Annotated in this window: 19 protein-coding genes; 15 read left to right on the forward strand and 4 right to left on the reverse strand. The window is 46.5% G+C overall.

Going from position 1 to position 18,210, the window contains the following annotated elements; genetic code table 11:
• The first annotated feature begins 411 nt into the window (after positions 1–411).
• Genes B4F66_RS01340 through B4F66_RS01355 form a run of 4 tightly spaced genes read left to right on the forward strand, consistent with a single transcriptional unit; the run spans position 412 to position 2,925 of the window.
• Positions 412–693, forward strand: a complete 282-nt coding sequence (locus B4F66_RS01340) for a DUF3649 domain-containing protein (RefSeq protein WP_292411431.1) — start codon at positions 412–414, stop codon at positions 691–693.
• On the forward strand, positions 690–2,333 hold the full coding sequence (locus tag B4F66_RS01345; protein ID WP_292358421.1) for a PepSY-associated TM helix domain-containing protein: 1,644 nt from the start codon (positions 690–692) through the stop codon (positions 2,331–2,333). Before B4F66_RS01340 ends, B4F66_RS01345 begins: the two co-directional genes overlap by 4 nt.
• On the forward strand, positions 2,333–2,683 hold the full coding sequence (locus B4F66_RS01350) for a DUF3325 domain-containing protein (RefSeq protein WP_292358419.1): 351 nt from the start codon (positions 2,333–2,335) through the stop codon (positions 2,681–2,683). The genes B4F66_RS01345 and B4F66_RS01350 overlap by 1 nt, the downstream gene beginning before the upstream one ends.
• A gap of 26 nt (positions 2,684–2,709) precedes the next feature.
• Positions 2,710–2,925 carry a hypothetical protein gene (locus B4F66_RS01355; RefSeq protein WP_292358418.1) on the forward strand — a complete coding sequence of 72 codons (216 nt, stop codon included), beginning with the start codon at positions 2,710–2,712 and terminating at the stop codon, positions 2,923–2,925.
• Here the strand turns inward: B4F66_RS01355 and B4F66_RS01360 are convergent.
• A complete protein-coding gene (locus B4F66_RS01360) occupies positions 2,922–4,286 on the reverse strand; it encodes a DUF5924 family protein (protein ID WP_292358417.1) in 1,365 nt (454 codons plus the stop codon). The genes B4F66_RS01355 and B4F66_RS01360 overlap by 4 nt on opposite strands.
• Before the next feature lie 143 nt (positions 4,287–4,429).
• Positions 4,430–5,812 (reverse strand): argininosuccinate lyase, encoded by a 1,383-nt coding sequence (gene argH, locus B4F66_RS01365; RefSeq protein ID WP_292358415.1) that lies wholly within the window; start codon positions 5,810–5,812, stop codon positions 4,430–4,432.
• Positions 5,813–5,931: 119 nt separating this feature from the next.
• Between argH and hemC the strand changes: the two genes are divergently transcribed.
• From hemC to B4F66_RS01385, 4 genes are read left to right on the forward strand one after another with little or no spacing between them, the layout of a single operon-like run.
• A complete protein-coding gene (hemC, locus tag B4F66_RS01370; protein WP_292358413.1) occupies positions 5,932–6,861 on the forward strand; it encodes a hydroxymethylbilane synthase in 930 nt (309 codons plus the stop codon).
• Positions 6,851–7,618 (forward strand): uroporphyrinogen-III synthase, encoded by a 768-nt coding sequence (locus B4F66_RS01375; RefSeq protein WP_292411429.1) that lies wholly within the window; start codon positions 6,851–6,853, stop codon positions 7,616–7,618. Before hemC ends, B4F66_RS01375 begins: the two co-directional genes overlap by 11 nt.
• Positions 7,608–8,642, forward strand: coding sequence for a uroporphyrinogen-III C-methyltransferase (locus B4F66_RS01380; RefSeq protein ID WP_292358410.1), 1,035 nt, complete (start codon positions 7,608–7,610; stop codon positions 8,640–8,642). The genes B4F66_RS01375 and B4F66_RS01380 overlap by 11 nt, the downstream gene beginning before the upstream one ends.
• The gene (locus B4F66_RS01385; RefSeq protein ID WP_292358409.1) at positions 8,639–9,841 is read left to right on the forward strand and encodes a heme biosynthesis HemY N-terminal domain-containing protein; all 1,203 of its coding nucleotides are present in this window, start codon (positions 8,639–8,641) and stop codon (positions 9,839–9,841) included. The genes B4F66_RS01380 and B4F66_RS01385 overlap by 4 nt, the downstream gene beginning before the upstream one ends.
• A gap of 66 nt (positions 9,842–9,907) precedes the next feature.
• On the opposite strand, the gene dnaN is transcribed toward B4F66_RS01385, so the two are convergent.
• Together dnaN and dnaA are read right to left on the reverse strand one after the other, a co-directional pair.
• Entirely contained in the window at positions 9,908–11,011 is a 1,104-nt protein-coding gene (gene dnaN, locus B4F66_RS01390) for a DNA polymerase III subunit beta (RefSeq protein WP_292358407.1), read from the reverse strand.
• Positions 11,012–11,025: 14 nt separating this feature from the next.
• Positions 11,026–12,390 (reverse strand): chromosomal replication initiator protein DnaA, encoded by a 1,365-nt coding sequence (dnaA, locus tag B4F66_RS01395; RefSeq protein WP_292358405.1) that lies wholly within the window; start codon positions 12,388–12,390, stop codon positions 11,026–11,028.
• A gap of 268 nt (positions 12,391–12,658) precedes the next feature.
• On the opposite strand from dnaA, the gene rpmH reads away from it, so the two are divergent.
• The 7 genes from rpmH (at position 12,659) to corA (ending at position 18,205) form a co-directional block, all read left to right on the forward strand.
• Positions 12,659–12,793: a 50S ribosomal protein L34 gene (gene rpmH / locus B4F66_RS01400; RefSeq protein ID WP_036311011.1), complete on the forward strand. Its 135-nt coding sequence runs from the start codon at positions 12,659–12,661 to the stop codon at positions 12,791–12,793.
• A 49-nt stretch (positions 12,794–12,842) separates the two neighbouring features.
• Positions 12,843–13,175, forward strand: coding sequence for a ribonuclease P protein component (rnpA, locus tag B4F66_RS01405; RefSeq protein ID WP_069294773.1), 333 nt, complete (start codon positions 12,843–12,845; stop codon positions 13,173–13,175).
• Between the two features lie 41 nt (positions 13,176–13,216).
• Positions 13,217–13,396 carry a membrane protein insertion efficiency factor YidD gene (gene yidD, locus B4F66_RS01410; protein ID WP_526022910.1) on the forward strand — a complete coding sequence of 60 codons (180 nt, stop codon included), beginning with the start codon at positions 13,217–13,219 and terminating at the stop codon, positions 13,394–13,396.
• Positions 13,389–15,032, forward strand: coding sequence for a membrane protein insertase YidC (yidC, locus tag B4F66_RS01415; RefSeq protein ID WP_292358398.1), 1,644 nt, complete (start codon positions 13,389–13,391; stop codon positions 15,030–15,032). Before yidD ends, yidC begins: the two co-directional genes overlap by 8 nt.
• A gap of 58 nt (positions 15,033–15,090) precedes the next feature.
• Positions 15,091–16,449: a tRNA uridine-5-carboxymethylaminomethyl(34) synthesis GTPase MnmE gene (gene mnmE / locus B4F66_RS01420; protein ID WP_292358396.1), complete on the forward strand. Its 1,359-nt coding sequence runs from the start codon at positions 15,091–15,093 to the stop codon at positions 16,447–16,449.
• A gap of 18 nt (positions 16,450–16,467) precedes the next feature.
• On the forward strand, positions 16,468–17,082 hold the full coding sequence (locus B4F66_RS01425; RefSeq protein ID WP_292358394.1) for a methyltransferase: 615 nt from the start codon (positions 16,468–16,470) through the stop codon (positions 17,080–17,082).
• A gap of 169 nt (positions 17,083–17,251) precedes the next feature.
• Entirely contained in the window at positions 17,252–18,205 is a 954-nt protein-coding gene (gene corA, locus B4F66_RS01430; protein WP_292358392.1) for a magnesium/cobalt transporter CorA, read from the forward strand.
• Positions 18,206–18,210 lie beyond the last annotated feature (5 nt).

Here is an 18,210-nt window from a genome sequence, read left to right on the forward strand (position 1 = left end):
TGACTGAAAAAGCGCCACTCTGCGTGGCCTACATGGATGTAGGTCAGGGGCGTGAGCAGGATGCGGAAGCTTTGCTCGTCGCTTATTTAGAATTACTAAAAATCGCTCCTCGTGCCTTGATTGACGCTTTTTCAGCTCACAACAGAGGCGGAGATGAAAGATAAACAAGCCCTGAGTAAAACTGTTTTCTGGTCGTACTTCAAAGCATTTTTAATAAGGCACCGTAAAAGCGAGACTTGTTAATTACGAATGCAAACGATAATCTATCTCATTAATATCGCATGTTAAAAAACTACTCTTCCTGATAAATGGGCCTTTAAGAGTTGTTATTCGACATTAAATAAGTCAGTGAAATTTTCTGATCTTTTATCATTAGATCCTAGCTAAAAACCGTGTATGGAACACCCCAATATGACCCTGTCTTACTCTGGCCGAATCTTTTCGCTGGTGCTGGCCGCAACATTAGGTGGCTATTTATTAACCTCGGCAGTGATGATTTTGATTGCCGCCATTCTGCCTTTATCCCGTGCCGATGCTGTGATTACCAGTGCATTACTGAGCTTTGCTGTGTACACCGCCGCGGTCATATGGATATTTGCGGTTAAAAATGCCAAACGTGCCTGGATAGGAATGATAGGTGCAACAGTGATTATTGGCGGCTTGGGTTTGCTGTTAACGGAGTGGTTACGATGAGCAAATCGACGGATGTAAGCCTTGAGCAGGGACGTTTTCGTCAAACGATGGCCTGGTTGCATACCTGGGGCAGTTTAGTTGCCAGTTGGGCATTATTCGCCATTTTTCTGACCGGCACTATTGGTGTGTTTGATGATGCCATTACCCATTGGATGACGCCTGAGCGAGCATTAATCGGTGAATTTGATCCCGAAACCAGTACTCAAGAGCAACGCCTGACCGCAGTAACACAAGCTGAAAACTTTCTACGAAATGCCGCGCCCCAAAGCCATTTTTGGCGCATACGGTTGCCCAGTGAGGCCGATCCAGCAATTGGATTATCCTGGGAAGATGACAATGCCGAAATTCAGCAGCGCCGGTTACATCCTGTCACTGGTGAAATAATTCCTGATCAGCAACAGCGTGAGACTCAGGGCGGTCATCACTTTGTGCATATGCATTTTGAGTTTCATGCTGGTATGACCGGTATCTGGCTGGTGGGATTTTTTACCATGATCATGCTGGTGGCTTTGGTCAGCGGTATCATTATTCATAAACGTATCTTCAAAGATTTTTTTACCTTTCGCTCGGGTAAAGGCCAGCGCAGCTGGCTCGATGCACATAATGCCTCTTCGGTTTTATCGTTGCCATTTCAATTGATGATTGCCTACAGCGGGCTGGTGATCTTTGTGTCGATCTATATGCCAGCCGGGGTATTGGCCAATTATGACAAACCACAGAGTTTCTTTGCCGAAGTGTTCAATCAGCCGGAGCATCGACCAGAGACCGGTATTGAAGCGGATGTTCTATCGTTGACTGAGCTGTTTAAACAGGGCGAAGCGTTAATGGAGAAACCGGGTAGTTTTATTAATGTAGAGCACCCCGGTGACAGTAGTGCGGTTGCTAAAGTCTTTGGCTTGTTTGAGCAGGAGAAAAATAATGGACGGTTACTCTTTTTGAGTGCCGGGCAGGTTATTTTTGATGCGGTAACAGGTGAAATGATTCATATTGAAGCACCGGATACATTTGATAAAAGTAATGCCTTTGCCGCACAACGTATTATGCGGACCTTACATTTTGCCAATTTTGGTGGTTATACCGTGCGCTGGATTTATTTTATTTTGGGCATGGCGGGCACCATCATGATGGCGACCGGCGCCATTTTGTTTATGGTGAAACGTCGGCAAAAATCCTTGAACGAATTTGGGGCGCAAACGCCAAAGGTCTACCGGGCTATTGAAGTCCTGAATATCAGCGCTATTAGCGGATTAATGGTCGCCTGTGTCGCGTATTTTTGGATAAACCGGCTGTTGCCATTGGATGTGCCTGAGCGCGCCAGCTGGGAAATAAAACTATTCTTTTTTATCTGGCTGGGCAGCTTATTACATGCGGCTTTACGACCCGCTTCTCGTGCCTGGATAGAGCAATTATCCTTATTTGCTGCGTTATGTTTATTACTGCCCATCCTCAACTGGCTGACGACAGGACACCATTTAATCAGCCATTTCATTGAGGGTGACTGGCTGAATGTCGGCTTGGAATTAACCGTCGTGTTGTTCGGTGTGTTGGGCGTTTGCTCCGTCAAAATACTGAAAAGCAAACAACATAAAGCCGCGATACAAGGTTCCAGCCGTTATAAAACCAAGTCGGAGGCAGCGTAATGCAAATGTTGTTGATGATGTTGCTTGCCACAGCATTATGTTATGCCGGTATGGCGGGGTTAAGTCTGGCGATGTCGAGACACTATTCGCAAGTAAGCACAGCTAAATTATCTGCCAGTCGTGCTCGTCAGTTGCGAATCGCTTCCACTTTGTTGCTGATAGTTTCCTTATGGCCAGCGATCAGTATGTGGGGTGTTGTGGTGGGTATTGTTGTCTGGCTGGGCCTGTTATCGGTGGCAGCGCTGCTATGGGTCGGTTTATTGGCTTACTGGCCACGGTTTGCAGCAACAAAAGCGCTTATTCTGGCTTGGGTTGGCTTATCTGCTTGTGTCGTTTTGTGGCTAAATTAATCTCGAATTTGATTCATGGAGTTTTTATGAAGAAAATCAGACTGGATTCGATATTAAGTTATATCGGGATTATAGGTTTAATGATTAACCTGGCATTGAATCTTTATGCCTATTTTTTTATCGATCCTGTTTCATCCTCGCCGTTGGAAGAGGGCTGGTGGTCTATCTGGCTGCCCAGTTTCATGGTTTGGATAGTATTTTTAATGGTCGCTTCGTTTATTGGTGCCAATCGTAAGGATTAATTCTGTTCTTCAGATTTCTCATGCCCTTCAGTGCTGTTTAGATCTTCGGGGATGTGTTGTATTTGAGCATCAATTTCTGGCTCTTGGGCGTTTTCCGGTTCTTCAGTGTTTTCCTGTGTTTTAGTACTCTCCTGTTCTTGAACAGTTTCCGATTCTTCAGGGTTCTCCTGACTTTCGGTCATCTCCTGAATAAACTGCGGCGCTAGACGCTCATACAGGCTTTGTTGTCCTTCAGTATTCTCCGGTTGTTGAATGTCGTCAGCATCTTCAATGTTCTGCTGATCGTCGATTGGCTCCTGAAAGAATGGCGGTTTGAGACGCTCAAGCAGACTTTCCCGTTCATCAAAGCTGGCTTCAACGGTAAAGCGTTTTATACCAATCAGCTGTCCTGAGTCTGTGACCACTTTAACCTGCCATTTACCGACCGGATCCTCTGGGAAATTCAATTTCTGTGTCCAGGCCCGATAGCCTTGTTCACTGCCGCCTTCGATATTCAGCGTGATTCGATCGACTTGTTTACCGTTATGGATCCACAGGTGATGAATTTTTTCCTGCAAGCCGCGAGGTGCGCGGATAGCTGTCCAGGCATATATGCCATCGCGTTTCAGGGATTGCACATCAAGGCGATCAATATGAATGCTGTGCGTGCGTTGTTCACGATCAACCTGTTGTACCAGATTAAATTCAGTTAATCGCAATGCTGCGGGTGGGACTAAGCTGGGGACTTGCCACAAGCCAGCGGCTAAAGCGGCCAACATTAACGTCATTAACGGCCGTCGCCACCAGCGACCATTGGCAACAAACTTCACTAAACTGGGCAGACTGAACAACAGGGAAGCAATCAGAGCAAACGCCAGGCTTTGACCAGTAGTCAGCTGTAGCAAGATGGGGAGAGCAACCAGTAATACAGCGAATAAAGCCAGCGCATGAAAAATAACAAATAAAGATCGACGCGGTGCCAGTTGTTTGTAATACAACGGATCAATCACCGAGATCAGAGCACATAAAATCAATAAAGCGGTAAACCCTGCCTGAGTGTGATTCCAGGTGGTGACGGCAAGAAAAAACGGCAACACAAAAAACAAACTTTCCTGATGGACTAATTGAGTCAGGTAATGCATTAAAGCGGGTGGAATATTGAGTCCAAAACGGCTTTTAAAACTTTCCCGCAGCCAGTTTTCCAATACCAGAAACACCCAGCTGACCAACATCAGGATAGCGATAACCTGCGCCAGTGACTCTTTGCGTTCCACCAGAAAATAACTGGCCACACCGGAAATAAAACCAATCGCCGCAATCAGCCAAGGCCAGCGTTTCGCCAATTCAATTAGCGAAAATAGTAATGATTTTAATGTGACCATTTGGGGTCAGACACCGATCAGTGATGATGATAAATGATGATATTCAACTTAATCATCGTATAACGCTTTCAGTCTGATTATTATTAGTGATCATATGACTGAAAGGCGAATACTGAACTAGTCCATCTGTTCAGGCAGTAGATTTACAGTTCGCTTCGGGCGATTTGAATAGCTTTTTTAACTTGTTCTGGCGCTGTTCCACCCAAATGATTACGGGCGGCAACCGAGCCTTCGAGCGTTAATACCGAAAATACATCGTCGCCGATCTGATCACTGAATTGCTGCAGTTCCTGCAGTGTTAACGCCGACAGATCTTTTTGCTGTTTTATGGCAAAGGCTACTGACAAACCAACTACTTCATGAGCATCACGGAAAGCAACACCTTTACGCACCAGATAGTCTGCCAGATCGGTGGCGGTCGCATAACCTTTCAGAGCCGCCAGACGCATGTTGTCTTTTTTGACGGTGATTACTGCGAGCATATCGGCATAGACACGTAACGAGCCAAGCAATGTGTCGATGGTGTCAAACAGCGGTTCTTTATCTTCCTGATTATCTTTATTGTAGGCCAAAGGCTGGTTTTTCATCAGCGTCAGCAGGTTAAACAGATTACCGTAAACCCGGCTGGTTTTACCGCGAACCAGTTCCGGCACATCAGGGTTTTTCTTCTGTGGCATGATTGATGAGCCGGTACAGAAGGCATCACCCAGATCAACAAAATCAAACTGGGCCGAGGACCAGATAATCAATTCTTCCGAGAACCGCGACAGGTGCATCATTAGCAGTGAGGCGAAGCTGTTAAATTCAATGGCAAAATCGCGATCACTGACCGCATCCAGTGAGTTACGGCAGATACGCTCAAAACCGAGTAATTCAGCCGTGTATTCACGATCAATCGGAAAGGTTGTCCCGGCGAGTGCTGCAGCACCTAATGGCAGGCTGTTGACCCGTTTTGTGCAGTCATCCAGACGTTCCAGATCACGGCTGAGCATCTCAAACCAGGCCAGCATATGATGACCAAACGTGACAGGCTGCGCCGTTTGCAGATGGGTAAAGCCAGGCATAATGGTATCGAATTCACGTTCAGCCACATCCAGCAAGGTAGAGCGCAGCCGCTGTAATTCACTGCGAACAGGCACAATCATATCGCGCAGATATAAACGCACATCGGTTGCCACCTGATCATTACGTGATCGACCTGTGTGCAGTTTTTTGCCGACTTCGCCAATCAATTTGATTAGTCTGGATTCGATATTCATATGCACATCTTCCTGTGCAATGGACCATTCAAACTGATCGTTATCGATTTCGCTTTCAATCTGCTGCAAGCCAGTGATGATTTGATCGCGTTCAGTTTCTGTTAAAACGCCCACTTTACAAAGCATAGTGGCATGCGCGACGGAACCCTGAATATCCTGCTGATACATGCGTTTATCAAACATCACCGATGCAGTGAATTCCTCAACGAACTTATTAGTAGGCTGGGTGAGACGGGCGGAAGAAAGCTTTTTATCAGATGCGGTCATGGCACGGGCCTGTGATTGCTGGCAGAAAAAGACCGCATTATAACGCGGCTGTTCGTGGAACCGCAGGGGAAAATGTTAGAATCGACAACACTGTTAACTATAATGTGGATTTTTGTTTCATGAGTCAGCGTACTGTTCGAATTGCTACCCGTCGCAGTCCCCTTGCCATCTGGCAGGCCGAGTTTGTCCGTGACAGTTTGTTGGCGTTGCATCCACACCTGAATATCGAACTGGTTCGTATTAAAACCCAGGGCGATATCATTCTTGATACCCCATTGGCCAAAGTGGGCGGCAAAGGCTTGTTTGTCAAAGAACTGGAACAGAGCATGCTGGCCGGTGAAGCCGATATAGCGGTGCATTCGATGAAAGATGTACCGGTGGAGTTTCCGGAAGGTCTGCATTTACCGGTTATTTGTGAACGCCATGATCCGCATGATGCTTTCGTCTCTAATCATTATGACAATGTTGATGATTTACCTGAAGGTGCCGTTGTCGGTACTTCCAGCCTGCGCAGGGAATGTCAGCTTCGTCACTACCGACCGGATTTGAAGATTGTACCGTTGCGCGGCAATGTAAATACCCGCCTCGCCAAGTTGGATGCGGGTAATTTTGATGCGATTATTCTGGCCAAAGCCGGATTGGAAAGACTGGGTTTTGATGAGCGTATTCGCAGTGCTTTAACCCCTGAGCAAAGTTTGCCTGCGATTGGACAGGGCGCACTAGGTATTGAAACCCGTATCAATGATGACGAAATGAATGCATTAATTGCCCCGCTTAATTGTGAGCTGACCTCAATTACTGTCAAAGCTGAACGGGCATTAAATCGTCGCTTAAAGGGAGGCTGTCAGGTTCCAATCGGTGGCTACGCTATCTTAAATGGTGATGATATCTGGGTTCGTGGGCTGGTTGGGCGCCCAGACGGCACCGAAATGCTGCAGCAGGAAATTCGTGGCAAGGCCAGTGAATCCGAACAACTTGGTTTAACATTGGGTGAGATGTTACTTAACCAGGGCGCTGATAAAATTCTGGCTGATGTTTATGATGCCTGAGCACTCGGCTCTGGCATTGGAAGGCCGCAAGATTCTCGTAACAAGGCCAATTCGACAGTCGAATGGACTGGTCGACCTCATCGAACAGCAGGGTGGAGAGGCCATCGTCTTTCCGGTTATTGAAATTACGGCGATTGATGTCAAACAATGGGGCGAATGGAATCCGCAACAAACCAATTGGCTGGTATTTGTCAGTCGTAACGCTGTTGAACAATTTCTGAAGGGTAATCCGCAACCATTTCCAGGTCATGTTAAATTGGTTGCTGCAGGTGAAGGTACTGCGCAGGCATTACGGGAAAACGGTTTAACGGTGGATTTACAACCTGAACTGTCAAACGGCAGTGAAGGTTTGCTGCAGTTACCCGAGTGGCAACAAATGACTCAACAGCAGGTCGTAATTGTGCGGGGGGAAGGAGGACGTGAGCTGATGGCAGATACCTTGCGTGCCAGAGGTGCTAAGATTAGTTATCTGGAAGTTTACCGTCGACAATTACCCACGGTATCGTCCGAACTTCAACAACAAGCCTGTTCAGCCGATTGGCTAACAGCAACCAGTGCCAATGGTGTGACAAACCTGTTAAATTTATTATCAGCTAGCTGCCCGCAGGTTTTACAAAAACCTTTGTTGGTAGTCAGTGAACGGATCAAGGCTTTTGCCGTACAACAAGGATTCAAACGGGTGCATGTCAGTTTAGATGCCAGTGATGGTGCAATCATTCAGCGACTTATAGAGATGGGATCAGATCATGGAGCCTAACAGCAAATCTGAGCAGGTCGAAAAGCCCGCCAAAAAAACTGAAAAAAATGTCTCAGAAACACCCAAAAAGACAGTTTCAGTAAAGTGGGCGCTGCTAATCATTTTAGCGATAGTGATAACGCTGCCCGGGGCTGGTGCACTTTGGCTGGTATGGCAGCAGAAACAGCAACTGATGGAAGTGGAAAGTCGTTTTGATGAAATGGCCGAACTCGAAACGGATATTTCGCAACTGACCAGCAGTCAGCGCCAATTAAACAATCAACTATCGACATTTAAGCAAACTCAGCTTGAACAAGGTGACGTACTGACCAAGCTACAAAACCAGTCACCCTTAACAACTGAGGAAATCGAGCTGGAATGGGCATTGGCGGAAATTCGTTATTTGCTCAATCTGGCCAATCAGCGCGCTTTGTTGGCGAATGATACCAGTGGGGCAGCACTTGCCTTATCACTGGCTGATCAACAGATCCGTGAAATTGGTGATTATCGCATGCAACCATTGCGTGAGCTGATTGCAGAGGAAGAACTGGCACTTGAAGCAGCCGGAGAAACCGATGTAGCGGGAATTGCTGCCGATATGCTGGGGTTGATGGGCTCAATTGATAAGCTACGTGTTGTTACTGGCCCTAAGCAGTCTTACTTCGACGAAACTGAAAAAGAAGCAACAGAACAATCAGCCTGGCGTGAAGTGATTGCTGATATTTGGAGACAGCTACGTTCACTTGTGGTTATTCGTCAGCAGGAAGATGCCCCGGCCGCAGTATTAATGCCTGAACAACGCTACTTCCTGTATCAGAACCTGCGCTTGCAACTGGAGACCGCTCGCTTTGCTGCGCTTTCAGGCAATCAGCGAATGTTTGAGCAAAGCCTGCAATCGGCCAGCAGCTGGCTTGAACAGTATTTTGTGGGTGATCATCGCGATGCAATGCTGGAAAGTTTGCAAGCTATGCAGAACCAGGCCATTAGTATTGAAACACCGGATATTTCGGGCTCACTTCGCTGGTTGAAAGGATTTGAACCATGAAATGGCTGATTATTATTGCAATTGCACTGGCATTAGGCGGTATGTTTGTCTGGTTGGCTGATTTCGAGCCAGGCTTTGTGTTGGTGCAGTACGGACAGTGGACGCTGGAAACTTCGCTAATTGTATTTACCGTGGCTTGGTTAATTCTGCTGTTATTGGTTTATTTTACGCTGCGCAGTCTGGCGGTCATTAAAAGTACGCCAAACCGCCTGTCGCAATGGCAGGAAAACCAGCGCCATAAACGTGCTATTAAAGCGTTAACCAATGGGCTGATAACACTGGAAGAAGGCCGTTGGGCAGAAGCTGAACGATTGTTATTGCGACATGCTGGCAACAGCGAGACACCGTTATTACATTATCTGGCAGCTGCACGTGCTGCACAGAAACAACAGGCGCCAGAGCGGCGTGACTCCTATTTGAAACTGGCTCACGAAACGACCCCCAGCGCTGATATTGCTGTCGGGGTGGTACAAGCAGAATTACAACTTTCGGCCGGACAGAAAGAACAGGCTTTAGCTACCTTGCAACATCTTCGTCAAGTTGCGCCAAAACATCCCTATGTTTTACAGCTTCTTCAGCAGTTGTATCAGGAAACGGATCAATGGCAGGAAGTGCAATCAGTGTTACCTGATTTGCGTAAACGACATGTTTTGGATGCCAGTTCAGCCAATGCTTTGTCGGCAGAAGCCACTGTGGGACAATTGCAAAATGCCTTGATACGTCAGGAATGGCAGCGAATGGAACAGATATGGCTGCAATCTCCGGCGAAAATCAGACAATCTGAGCACGTATTGAAAACATATGTGAATGGTTTGTTATTGCAGGGCGAGCAACAGCAGGCAATGCAATTGATTGAAGAATATTTACGCAAAAACTGGAGTGATGCGCTGATTTATCAGTATGGCAAAATTCTGCAGGGTGGTTTATTGAAACGTCTGGCCACGGCCGAGAAGTGGTTAAAACAACATGAGGAGAACCCCTGGTTATTGCTGACGTTGGGAAGACTGGCGCAGGCAAATAAGTTGTGGGCCAAGGCAGAAGCTTATCTACGGGCCAGTATTGAGCACGGTCCTCGCGGTGAAACCTATCAGGCGCTGGCAGAAGTATTAATGGCGCAGGATAAACGTGATGCTGCAGCCAATGTTTACAAACAAGGGCTGGATGTCATGCTACAGAATAATCCCAATAAAGTGATCTAATCTTTTTCAAGAGTTTAAATAAAAACGGCGCTTGAAAGCGCCGTTTTTATTTTTGGAATTAACGTCTTACAGCCGCATCGGCATAACGACATATTGCCGTGTGAATTTGGGATCATTTGGGGTAATCAACGCACTGCTGTTTTCATCGGTAAATAACAGTTTGACCTTGTTATCAGGAATGGCGTTGAGCAGATCCAGCAGATAAGCATTATTAAAAGCGATTTCCAAATCCGGACCGCTATATTCCACTGCCAGTTCTTCCTCAGCGGATTCCTGTTCCTGATTGGTCACGGTAGCTTTGAGCAGATTGCTACTGAGATTCAGCTTTACGCTGCGATGCTTGTCATTAGCCAGAATCGAAGCTCGGGATAATGCCTGTTTAAGCTCATCTCGTTCGGCAATGACTTCCTTATCACCACCGACCGGTAAGACACGTTCGTAGTTAGGGAATTGGCCATCAATCAGCTTGGAAGTGAAATGCATATCCGGCAGTTCGACTTTAAGTTGCTGGGGGCTGATCGCCAGGGTCACGTTATCCGCAACATCACCTAATAACCGTCCCAGTTCCAAAATCGCTTTACGGGGTACGATGACACTGTGTTTTTCATTGGTTTTTTCTGCGGTTTCAATGCTGCCTAAAGCCAGTCGATGACCATCAGTAGCTACAGCACGCAAGATATTTTCTTCGCGTTCCAACAGCAGACCATTCAGGTAATACCGTACATCCTGGCTAGCCATGGCAAAACTGGTTTCATCCAGCAGATCTTTTAATGCTGATTGAGGAACTGTCAGCTGATCAAGATAATTTGCACCTTCGCTATCTGGAAAGTCTGTTGCCGGTAGCGTGGCTAAAGAAAAACGACTTTTTCCTGCCCGAACCAGTGATTTGTTGTCTTCAGCCTGAAAGCTAATAGTGGCGTTTGCGGGTAAGGCGCGAACGATATCCAGTAGTTTGCGAGCAGAGACAGTGGTTTCACCTTCTTTTTCGACCGCTACCGGTAACGTTGCAATCATTTCCAGTTCCATATCGGTACTGGTCATGGTTAATTGCTGATCACGGCAACGTAACAGAATATTAGACAAAATAGGCAGGGTGGAGCGCCGTTCAACGATGCTGCACACCAGTTGTAAGGGACGGGCAATAATGTCTTGGCTCACAGTAAATTGCATGATGTCTCTCTCGGCTAGCTGGATAAAGTTCGAAGTAAATTACGGTAGTCTTCCGCGATGCGGCTATCAGTTTCTTTCAGTTCCACTACTTTACGACAAGCGTGCAGAACAGTGGTGTGATCTCGTCCACCAAACGCTTCACCGATTTCCGGCAAGCTATGACTGGTGAGCTCTTTTGCCAGCGCCATTGCTATTTGTCGTGGACGGGCAACCGAACGCGTGCGTTTTTTTGCCAGTAAATCCGATACCCGTATTTTGAAGTATTCTGCAACAGTTTTCTGGATACTTTCCAGTGTGACCAGTTTTTGGTGCAAAGCCAGCAGATCTTTTAAAGCATCCTGAGCCATATCAATCGACAGTGGCTGGTTGGTAAAGCGCGAGAATGCCATGACGCGTTGCAAGGCACCTTCCAAATCACGGACATTTGACTTAATGCGTTTGGCAATAAAAAAGGCCACATCATCCGGTAGGGTAATCAGATTTTGTTGCGCTTTTTTGATCAGAATAGCGACACGGGTCTCCAGCTCTGGTGGTTCAATGGCAATCGTTAACCCCCAACCCAAACGAGATTGCAGACGCTCATCCAGATTTTCAACTTCTTTGGGAAACCGGTCACAGGTCAGAATGATTTGCCGTTGGCCTTCCAGCAGACTATTAAAGGTATAAAAGAACTCTTCCTGAGAGCGTTCCTTTTTGGCAAAGAACTGGATGTCATCAATTAATAATGCATCGGCACTGCGGTAATGTGCTTTGAATTGATCAATAGCGTTGTTACGCAATGCGGTAATCATGTCCTGTACAAAGCGCTCGGAGGATAAATAAATCACTCGTGCTTTGGGATTGTTCTGGCGAATTTTGTTGCCGACCGCCAGCATCAAATGGGTTTTGCCAAGCCCGGTGCCGCCATAGAGGAACAATGGATTGTAACCGGAGGTACCCGGTGCTTCAGCAACATGTAAAGATGCTGCGCGGGCAATCTGATTGGATTTACCTTCAACATAATTATCAAAGGTAAACAACGGATTCATCGGGCTGCCAATCGCGGGGGAAGGTTCTGTTTCCGAAACTGCTATTGATGCGGGGGCTTTATCCGTTGTTTTGACACGACGTTTGGTTTTTTCGGCGGAAATGGAATCTTTGGTACCGACTTCGATTTCAATTTTATTGATGCTGCCGTTGGTCAATCCTTTGATCAGCGCATTTATCTGTTGTTCAAGCTGTTCGTGAACCCAGGCCTTAACATAAGGATTTGGCGCCAACAAGCGCAGACTATCTTCCGTTTCGATGGCTTGCAGGGGCCGTAACCATGTGTTCAGCTGTTGTGCCGAAAGATCACCTTCGAGATGGGATAGGCATTTTTCCCAAAGGGGTGAAGACACAGCAACTCCTTGACTAATATAAAGGTTTACAGAAAACAGACTAATAACTGCAGGCTTTTTTCGTGATAGTATAGCGCGACAGACAGGGCATCTAAAGTTATCTGCATGCGGGGCTTTTGGCAAGTAAAATAATGTTGCATGGTCGGATGAATGCGGTTTGACTTGTTATGCCTGCAAACTCTATAATCCCATGTCTTTTGCCCCGGCTGTTTCCGTTCGAGAGACGCTTACCGGCTGCAAAACCATTGTTATTCCTGGAGTTGGTGAAATGAAAAGAACTTTTCAGCCTAGTAATCTGAAGCGCAAGCGCACTCATGGTTTCCGCGCACGTATGAAAACTGTCGGCGGCCGTCGTGTTATTAATGCCCGTAGAGCCAAAGGCCGCGCAAAACTTTCTGTTTAATTCTCTCTGTTCTCAGAGGGTGCATGACTTGGCCACTTTCAGCCGAGCCATGAAAATGAATAGCCCGGGAGATTTTACCCGGGTTTTTCGTCAGGGTAAGCGCACTGGTGGCGGTGGTCTGACGATTCTAAGCGTTGAAAACTCTGTCGGGCATCCCCGACTGGGACTGGCTATCGCAAAGAAGCATCTTAAACTGGCCAGTCAACGTAATCGGGTAAAGCGAATCATCCGGGAATCTTTCCGGCAGCATCAATCAGCTTTATCCAATATCGATATTGTGGTGTTATCACGTCCTGATATTAGTCAGCGGGATTCGTCGCAATTATGGGCAGCATTGGAGCGACATTGGTTAACCGTGGTGGCACAATGGCAAACATCCTAATCGCTTTTGTTCGCGCGTATCGCTTTTTATTAAGCCCGTTCATGGGCATGCACTGTCGCTTTCAACCTACTTGCTCCCAATATATGATTGAGGCCATTCAAACGCATGGCTCGCTTCGTGGTGTGTGGCTCGGTTTACGCCGAATCTCATGCTGTCATCCTTGGCACGCCGGCGGCGTGGATCCTGTTCCTGAACTAAAGACAAAAAAACACAATGGATAACCTCAGAACTCTGTTTATTTTTGGCCTGTTAATTGTTTCTCTGTTGTTGTGGGAAGCCTGGCAAAATGACTATGTGCGCCCGCAACAGGTTGCAACGCAAAATAACGCAGACCAGCCTGTTTCAGAAAACGCCCAGTCGCAGGATGATTTACCCGAGTTACCAACAGATACTGCAGATGGCTTGCCTGCAATGCCGGAAAGCGAACAAGCCACAGCGACTTCAGCTAATCAGCTCCGTGTAAAAACCGATGTAATTGAAGCGACAATTGATTTACGTGGGGCGGATATCCGTGAACTGGCATTATTACAATATCCTGTTGATGTAGATTTGCCTGATGAGCCAGTACAGCTTTTAAATGACAGTCGTAAGAATTTCTTTGTTACTCAATCAGGTTTACGAGCCGAAGGCTCGGCACCGACACATTATGAAACCTATACTGCGGAAAAATCCGAATATGTTATGGGGGAGAATGAAAATAGTCTGAGCGTTCCGATGCGTTGGGAATCTGATAACGGGCTGACCGTGATTAAAACCTATACTTTTACCCGTGACAGTTACCTGGTAGATGTCACTTATCAGATAGAAAACCAGTCTGGCGAACGTTTTGCTGCTTATCCCTATGCACAATTTAATCGTAATCAACCTGAAGATGATAGTTTCATGATCTATACCTATACGGGTGCTGTTTTTTCCAGTCCGGGTAATGAATACGAAAAAGTGGATTTTGGTGAACTGGAAAAAAATGATTTTCGTCGTGATGTGAATGGTGGCTGGGCGGCGATGATTCAACATTATTTCGTGGCAGCCTTAATTCCTGCTGAACCATTACAGGAAATCAGTCTTTACGGTAAAGCGATAAACAACACTAATTATACGGCCGGTATCCGTTTTCCTGCGGTAGTCGCCGAAAATGGTGAGCAAGCTCAGGCCTCTTATCAGATTTACCTTGGTCCGAAAGAACATCAACGTCTTGAGCCAATTGCAGATAATCTGGATTTGACCGTTGATTACGGTATTCTGACCATTATTTCCAAGCCGTTATTTATCGTCATGGAATGGCTACATAAATTAACGGGCAACTGGGGCTGGTCCATTGTATTACTGACCATTCTGATCAAACTGGCGTTTTATAAACTGTCAGCAGCCAGTTACCGTTCGATGGCGTCAATGCGTAAATTGACACCCAAGCTGGCCACACTGAAAGAACGCTACGGTGATGATAAGCAAAAATTCAATCAGGCAATGATGGATTTGTATCGCACCGAGAAAATTAATCCGCTGGGTGGTTGTTTGCCGATTCTGGTGCAGATGCCGGTCTTTTTGGCTTTCTATTGGGTCTTAGTGGAAAGTATTGAACTGCGTCAAGCCGATTTCATCCTGTGGATTAATGATTTGACGGCAATGGATCCCTATTTTGTCTTACCAGTGCTGTTTGGTTTATCGATGTGGTTCCAGCAAAAGCTGAATCCGATGCCTCAGGATCCGGCGCAGGCGATGATGATGAAGATCTTTCCGATTGTCTTTACCGTCTTTTTTGCTTTCTTCCCGGCAGGTCTGGTGCTTTACTGGGTGGTCAACAACCTTCTATCAATAGCTCAGCAGTGGTATATCACTCGTAAAATGGGTGCGTTGTAACCCTTTCAGCAGGATAAGCAGAACTCCACTGTTTACAGCTGAGTAAACAGAGTTATTTATGACAGAGCATTACACCGACACTATCGTAGCCATTGCCACTGCGCCCGGCCGCGGTGGTGTCGGTGTTGTGCGTTTATCCGGCCCTGAAAGTGCTCAGATAGCCGAGCAAATCTGCGGCAAACTGGCACAAACCCGTCAGGCAAAATTCACCCACTTTCGAGCAGCCGATAAAGAAATTATCGACAGTGGCATTGCGTTGTATTTTGCCGGACCCGCCTCGTTTACCGGTGAAGATGTCATCGAGTTGCAGGGGCATGGCAGTCCATTGGTGATGGCTAGACTATGTCAGCGAGCAGTTGAACTGGGTGCCAGAATGGCTAGGCCCGGAGAGTTTTCTGAACGCGCATTTCTCAATGGCAAGATGGATCTGGCACAGGCTGAAGCCGTTGCAGATTTAATTGAAAGCTCAACCGAACTGGCTGCTCGTAGTGCAATGCGTTCGTTGCAGGGGGAATTTTCCAAAAAGGTTAATGACTTCTTGCAAGAACTGACCTATTTAAGAATGTTTGTTGAAGCCTCCATTGATTTTGCCGATGAAGAAATCGATTTCCTCGGTGAAGCTCAGGTGGATAAACAATTACAGCAACTACTGGCAACCCTGGCAGGTATTCAAGGCAGTGCCCGACAAGGCCGCTTATTACGCGAGGGCATCAGTGTGGTGTTGGCCGGACAGCCCAATGCTGGCAAATCCAGTCTGCATAATCGGCTGGCGGGCCATGATGCAGCTATTGTGACTGAAGTAGCCGGTACAACTCGTGATGTATTACGAGAGCAAATTCATTTGGGCGGTTTGCCACTGCGTATTTCCGATACTGCCGGCCTGCATGATGCCACCAGTGATATCGTTGAGCTTGAAGGTATCCGCAGAACGCAGAACGAATTGGCACAAGCTGATCATATTCTGCTATTAATTGATGATAAGCTTGGCATGACGGAACAGGATACAAAAATCCTTTCTGCTTTACCGAGCGATAAATCATTTACCTTGATTCGAAATAAGATCGACCAAAGCGGCCATGCTGCTGAAATAACGAATGAAAATGGCATATCAGTGATCTATCTATCCGCAAAAAGTGGCGAAGGGATGGATTTGCTGACACATCATTTATGCGAGGTAGTAGGTTTTCATCCGGAAGAAGAAGGGGTGTTTATGGCGCGTCGTCGACATCTGGATGCTTTGCAGCGCGCTCAACAAGCCATTGAAGCAGGCTATGACTGTCTGACAGGTATGGGCGCGGGTGAATTACTCGCGGAAGAACTGCGTATTGCTCAGTCTGCTCTGGGAGAGATTACCGGGACATTCACGACTGAAGACTTACTAGACCGCATCTTCTCCAGTTTTTGTATTGGTAAATGATCTTTTTGCAGGCATGTCATGTTCCCAAATCAAGACACCCAAATCAGTGATTTGCATGAAGTACGGCATCAACATATCCTCAAATTAGTTCAGCAAAGCGGGGTCAAACAGCTTTTGGACTTAGGCTGTGGCTCAGGTACTTTTCTGTGGCAGCTGTTAAATGAAACGCAGATTGAGCAGGTTATTGGTGTTGAACAATCCAGCTTATCTATTCTGCAGGCGCGTGAAAAACTGGCAGCATACCTTCAGCAAACTCCATCCAGAATAAGGTTAATTAACGCATCATATGCTGAACCGCATCCAGAGCTTTATGGTTTTCCGCTGGCAGTGATGATTGAGACCATTGAGCATATTGAGCCGAGACTGTTATCCAAGGTTGAACAAAATGTTTTTGCAGTGATGCGTCCAAAACAAATCATACTGACAACACCTAACTACGAATACAATCCGCTATACGGGCTATATCCCGGACAGTTTCGGGATCCGGATCATCAGTTTGAATGGACTCGGCAGAAATTTCAGCAATGGGCCAGAGGCGTTGCTGCCCGTCATAATTATGAAGTACATTTTTCAGGAATTGGGCAGGCAGATCTGCAATTAGGTTCACCCACCCAGATGGCAGTATTTCACTAGGGCTTGTTGATCTTTCATCTCACAATAGAGGCGGAGATGAAACCTAGGTCTGAAACTCAACTGTCATGGAATTGCCACTCAAATGCCATAGTCTGAGAAGCATGATATCGTCTTGCGTTACAATGTTTAACCATTCCCTTAGGCAAACCCAAACTAAATAGGAGCCAGCATGCTACGCCTATACAAAATTGCTCATGGCTTAATTAAGGAAATCAAAGTTGAAGGCGAGGTATTGGGGCATCATTTAAAAGAAGCCGACTGGATTGATGCGTTGGAGCCCGATGATGATGAACGCGCATTACTCGCGACTTTGTTCAGCGATGAAGTACCCGATGTCGATGATGTAGAAGAAATTGAGGCCTCGGCTCGGTGCTTTACCGATCAGGATGGTCTGCATGTGCATTCATTATTTCTGGGTTACTCAGAAGGGCGACATCACACGGTTTCGGTCGCGTTTATTTTGCAGCCGGATAGACTTATTGCCATTCGTGATGGTGAATTAAGTGATTTTCGATTATTACGAATGCGAGCTCGCCGTGGGCAGGTGAGTTGTGAGACACCAACGGATTTACTGATCACCCTGTTGGAACAAAAAGTCGAAAATCATGCCGATAATCTCGAAGATATCCATCGCCAGCTAGAACGGGTCAGCCATCTGGTTTTAGAAGATGAAAGTGCTGATCTGGAAGATGCCATCAGTCAGTTAGCGCGTTTGGAAGACAGTAACGGAAAGATCCGTTTATGTTTAATGGATACCCAACGTGATATTTCTTTTTTGTTGCGTCACTTACGAGAGCCGGGTGCATCACGGGAAACCTTATATGAGATATTGCGAGATTTGGAGACATTGATGTCGCATACGACATTTTTATTCGATAAGATAAATTTCTTGATGGATTCCACTCAGGGGTTTATCAATATCCAACAGGCACAGATCATTAAAACGTTCTCGATTGCCGCGGTGGTGTTTCTACCACCAACATTGATTGCCAGCATTTATGGAATGAACTTTAAATATATGCCGGAGCTGGATTGGAGCTTCGGTTATCCATTTGCTATTGGTCTGATGGTGGCAGCAGGCATGGCGCCCTACCTTTATTTCAAACGTAAAGGCTGGTTGTAAAATCT

Source organism: Methylophaga sp. UBA3603 (genome assembly GCF_002375335.1).
Classification (GTDB): Bacteria; Pseudomonadota; Gammaproteobacteria; order Nitrosococcales; family Methylophagaceae; genus Methylophaga.

Bases quoted from the DNA above. Each gene is read 5' to 3' on its own strand.
- B4F66_RS01375 (WP_292411429.1), top strand. From the start codon at position 6,851: ATGATGCCTGAGCACTCGGCTCTGGCATTGGAAGGCCGCAAGATTCTC.
- B4F66_RS01360 (WP_292358417.1), bottom strand. From the start codon at position 4,286: ATGGTCACATTAAAATCATTACTATTTTCGCTAATTGAATTGGCGAAA.
- yidD (WP_526022910.1), top strand. From the start codon at position 13,217: ATGGGCATGCACTGTCGCTTTCAACCTACTTGCTCCCAATATATGATT.
- B4F66_RS01345 (WP_292358421.1), top strand. From the start codon at position 690: ATGAGCAAATCGACGGATGTAAGCCTTGAGCAGGGACGTTTTCGTCAA.
- dnaN (WP_292358407.1), bottom strand. From the start codon at position 11,011: ATGCAATTTACTGTGAGCCAAGACATTATTGCCCGTCCCTTACAACTG.
- corA (WP_292358392.1), top strand. From the start codon at position 17,252: ATGCTACGCCTATACAAAATTGCTCATGGCTTAATTAAGGAAATCAAA.
- B4F66_RS01355 (WP_292358418.1), top strand. From the start codon at position 2,710: ATGAAGAAAATCAGACTGGATTCGATATTAAGTTATATCGGGATTATA.
- B4F66_RS01425 (WP_292358394.1), top strand. From the start codon at position 16,468: ATGTTCCCAAATCAAGACACCCAAATCAGTGATTTGCATGAAGTACGG.
- B4F66_RS01380 (WP_292358410.1), top strand. From the start codon at position 7,608: ATGGAGCCTAACAGCAAATCTGAGCAGGTCGAAAAGCCCGCCAAAAAA.
- mnmE (WP_292358396.1), top strand. From the start codon at position 15,091: ATGACAGAGCATTACACCGACACTATCGTAGCCATTGCCACTGCGCCC.
- B4F66_RS01350 (WP_292358419.1), top strand. From the start codon at position 2,333: ATGCAAATGTTGTTGATGATGTTGCTTGCCACAGCATTATGTTATGCC.
- argH (WP_292358415.1), bottom strand. From the start codon at position 5,812: ATGACCGCATCTGATAAAAAGCTTTCTTCCGCCCGTCTCACCCAGCCT.
- hemC (WP_292358413.1), top strand. From the start codon at position 5,932: ATGAGTCAGCGTACTGTTCGAATTGCTACCCGTCGCAGTCCCCTTGCC.
- yidC (WP_292358398.1), top strand. From the start codon at position 13,389: ATGGATAACCTCAGAACTCTGTTTATTTTTGGCCTGTTAATTGTTTCT.
- rpmH (WP_036311011.1), top strand. From the start codon at position 12,659: ATGAAAAGAACTTTTCAGCCTAGTAATCTGAAGCGCAAGCGCACTCAT.
- B4F66_RS01340 (WP_292411431.1), top strand. From the start codon at position 412: ATGACCCTGTCTTACTCTGGCCGAATCTTTTCGCTGGTGCTGGCCGCA.
- B4F66_RS01385 (WP_292358409.1), top strand. From the start codon at position 8,639: ATGAAATGGCTGATTATTATTGCAATTGCACTGGCATTAGGCGGTATG.
- rnpA (WP_069294773.1), top strand. From the start codon at position 12,843: ATGAAAATGAATAGCCCGGGAGATTTTACCCGGGTTTTTCGTCAGGGT.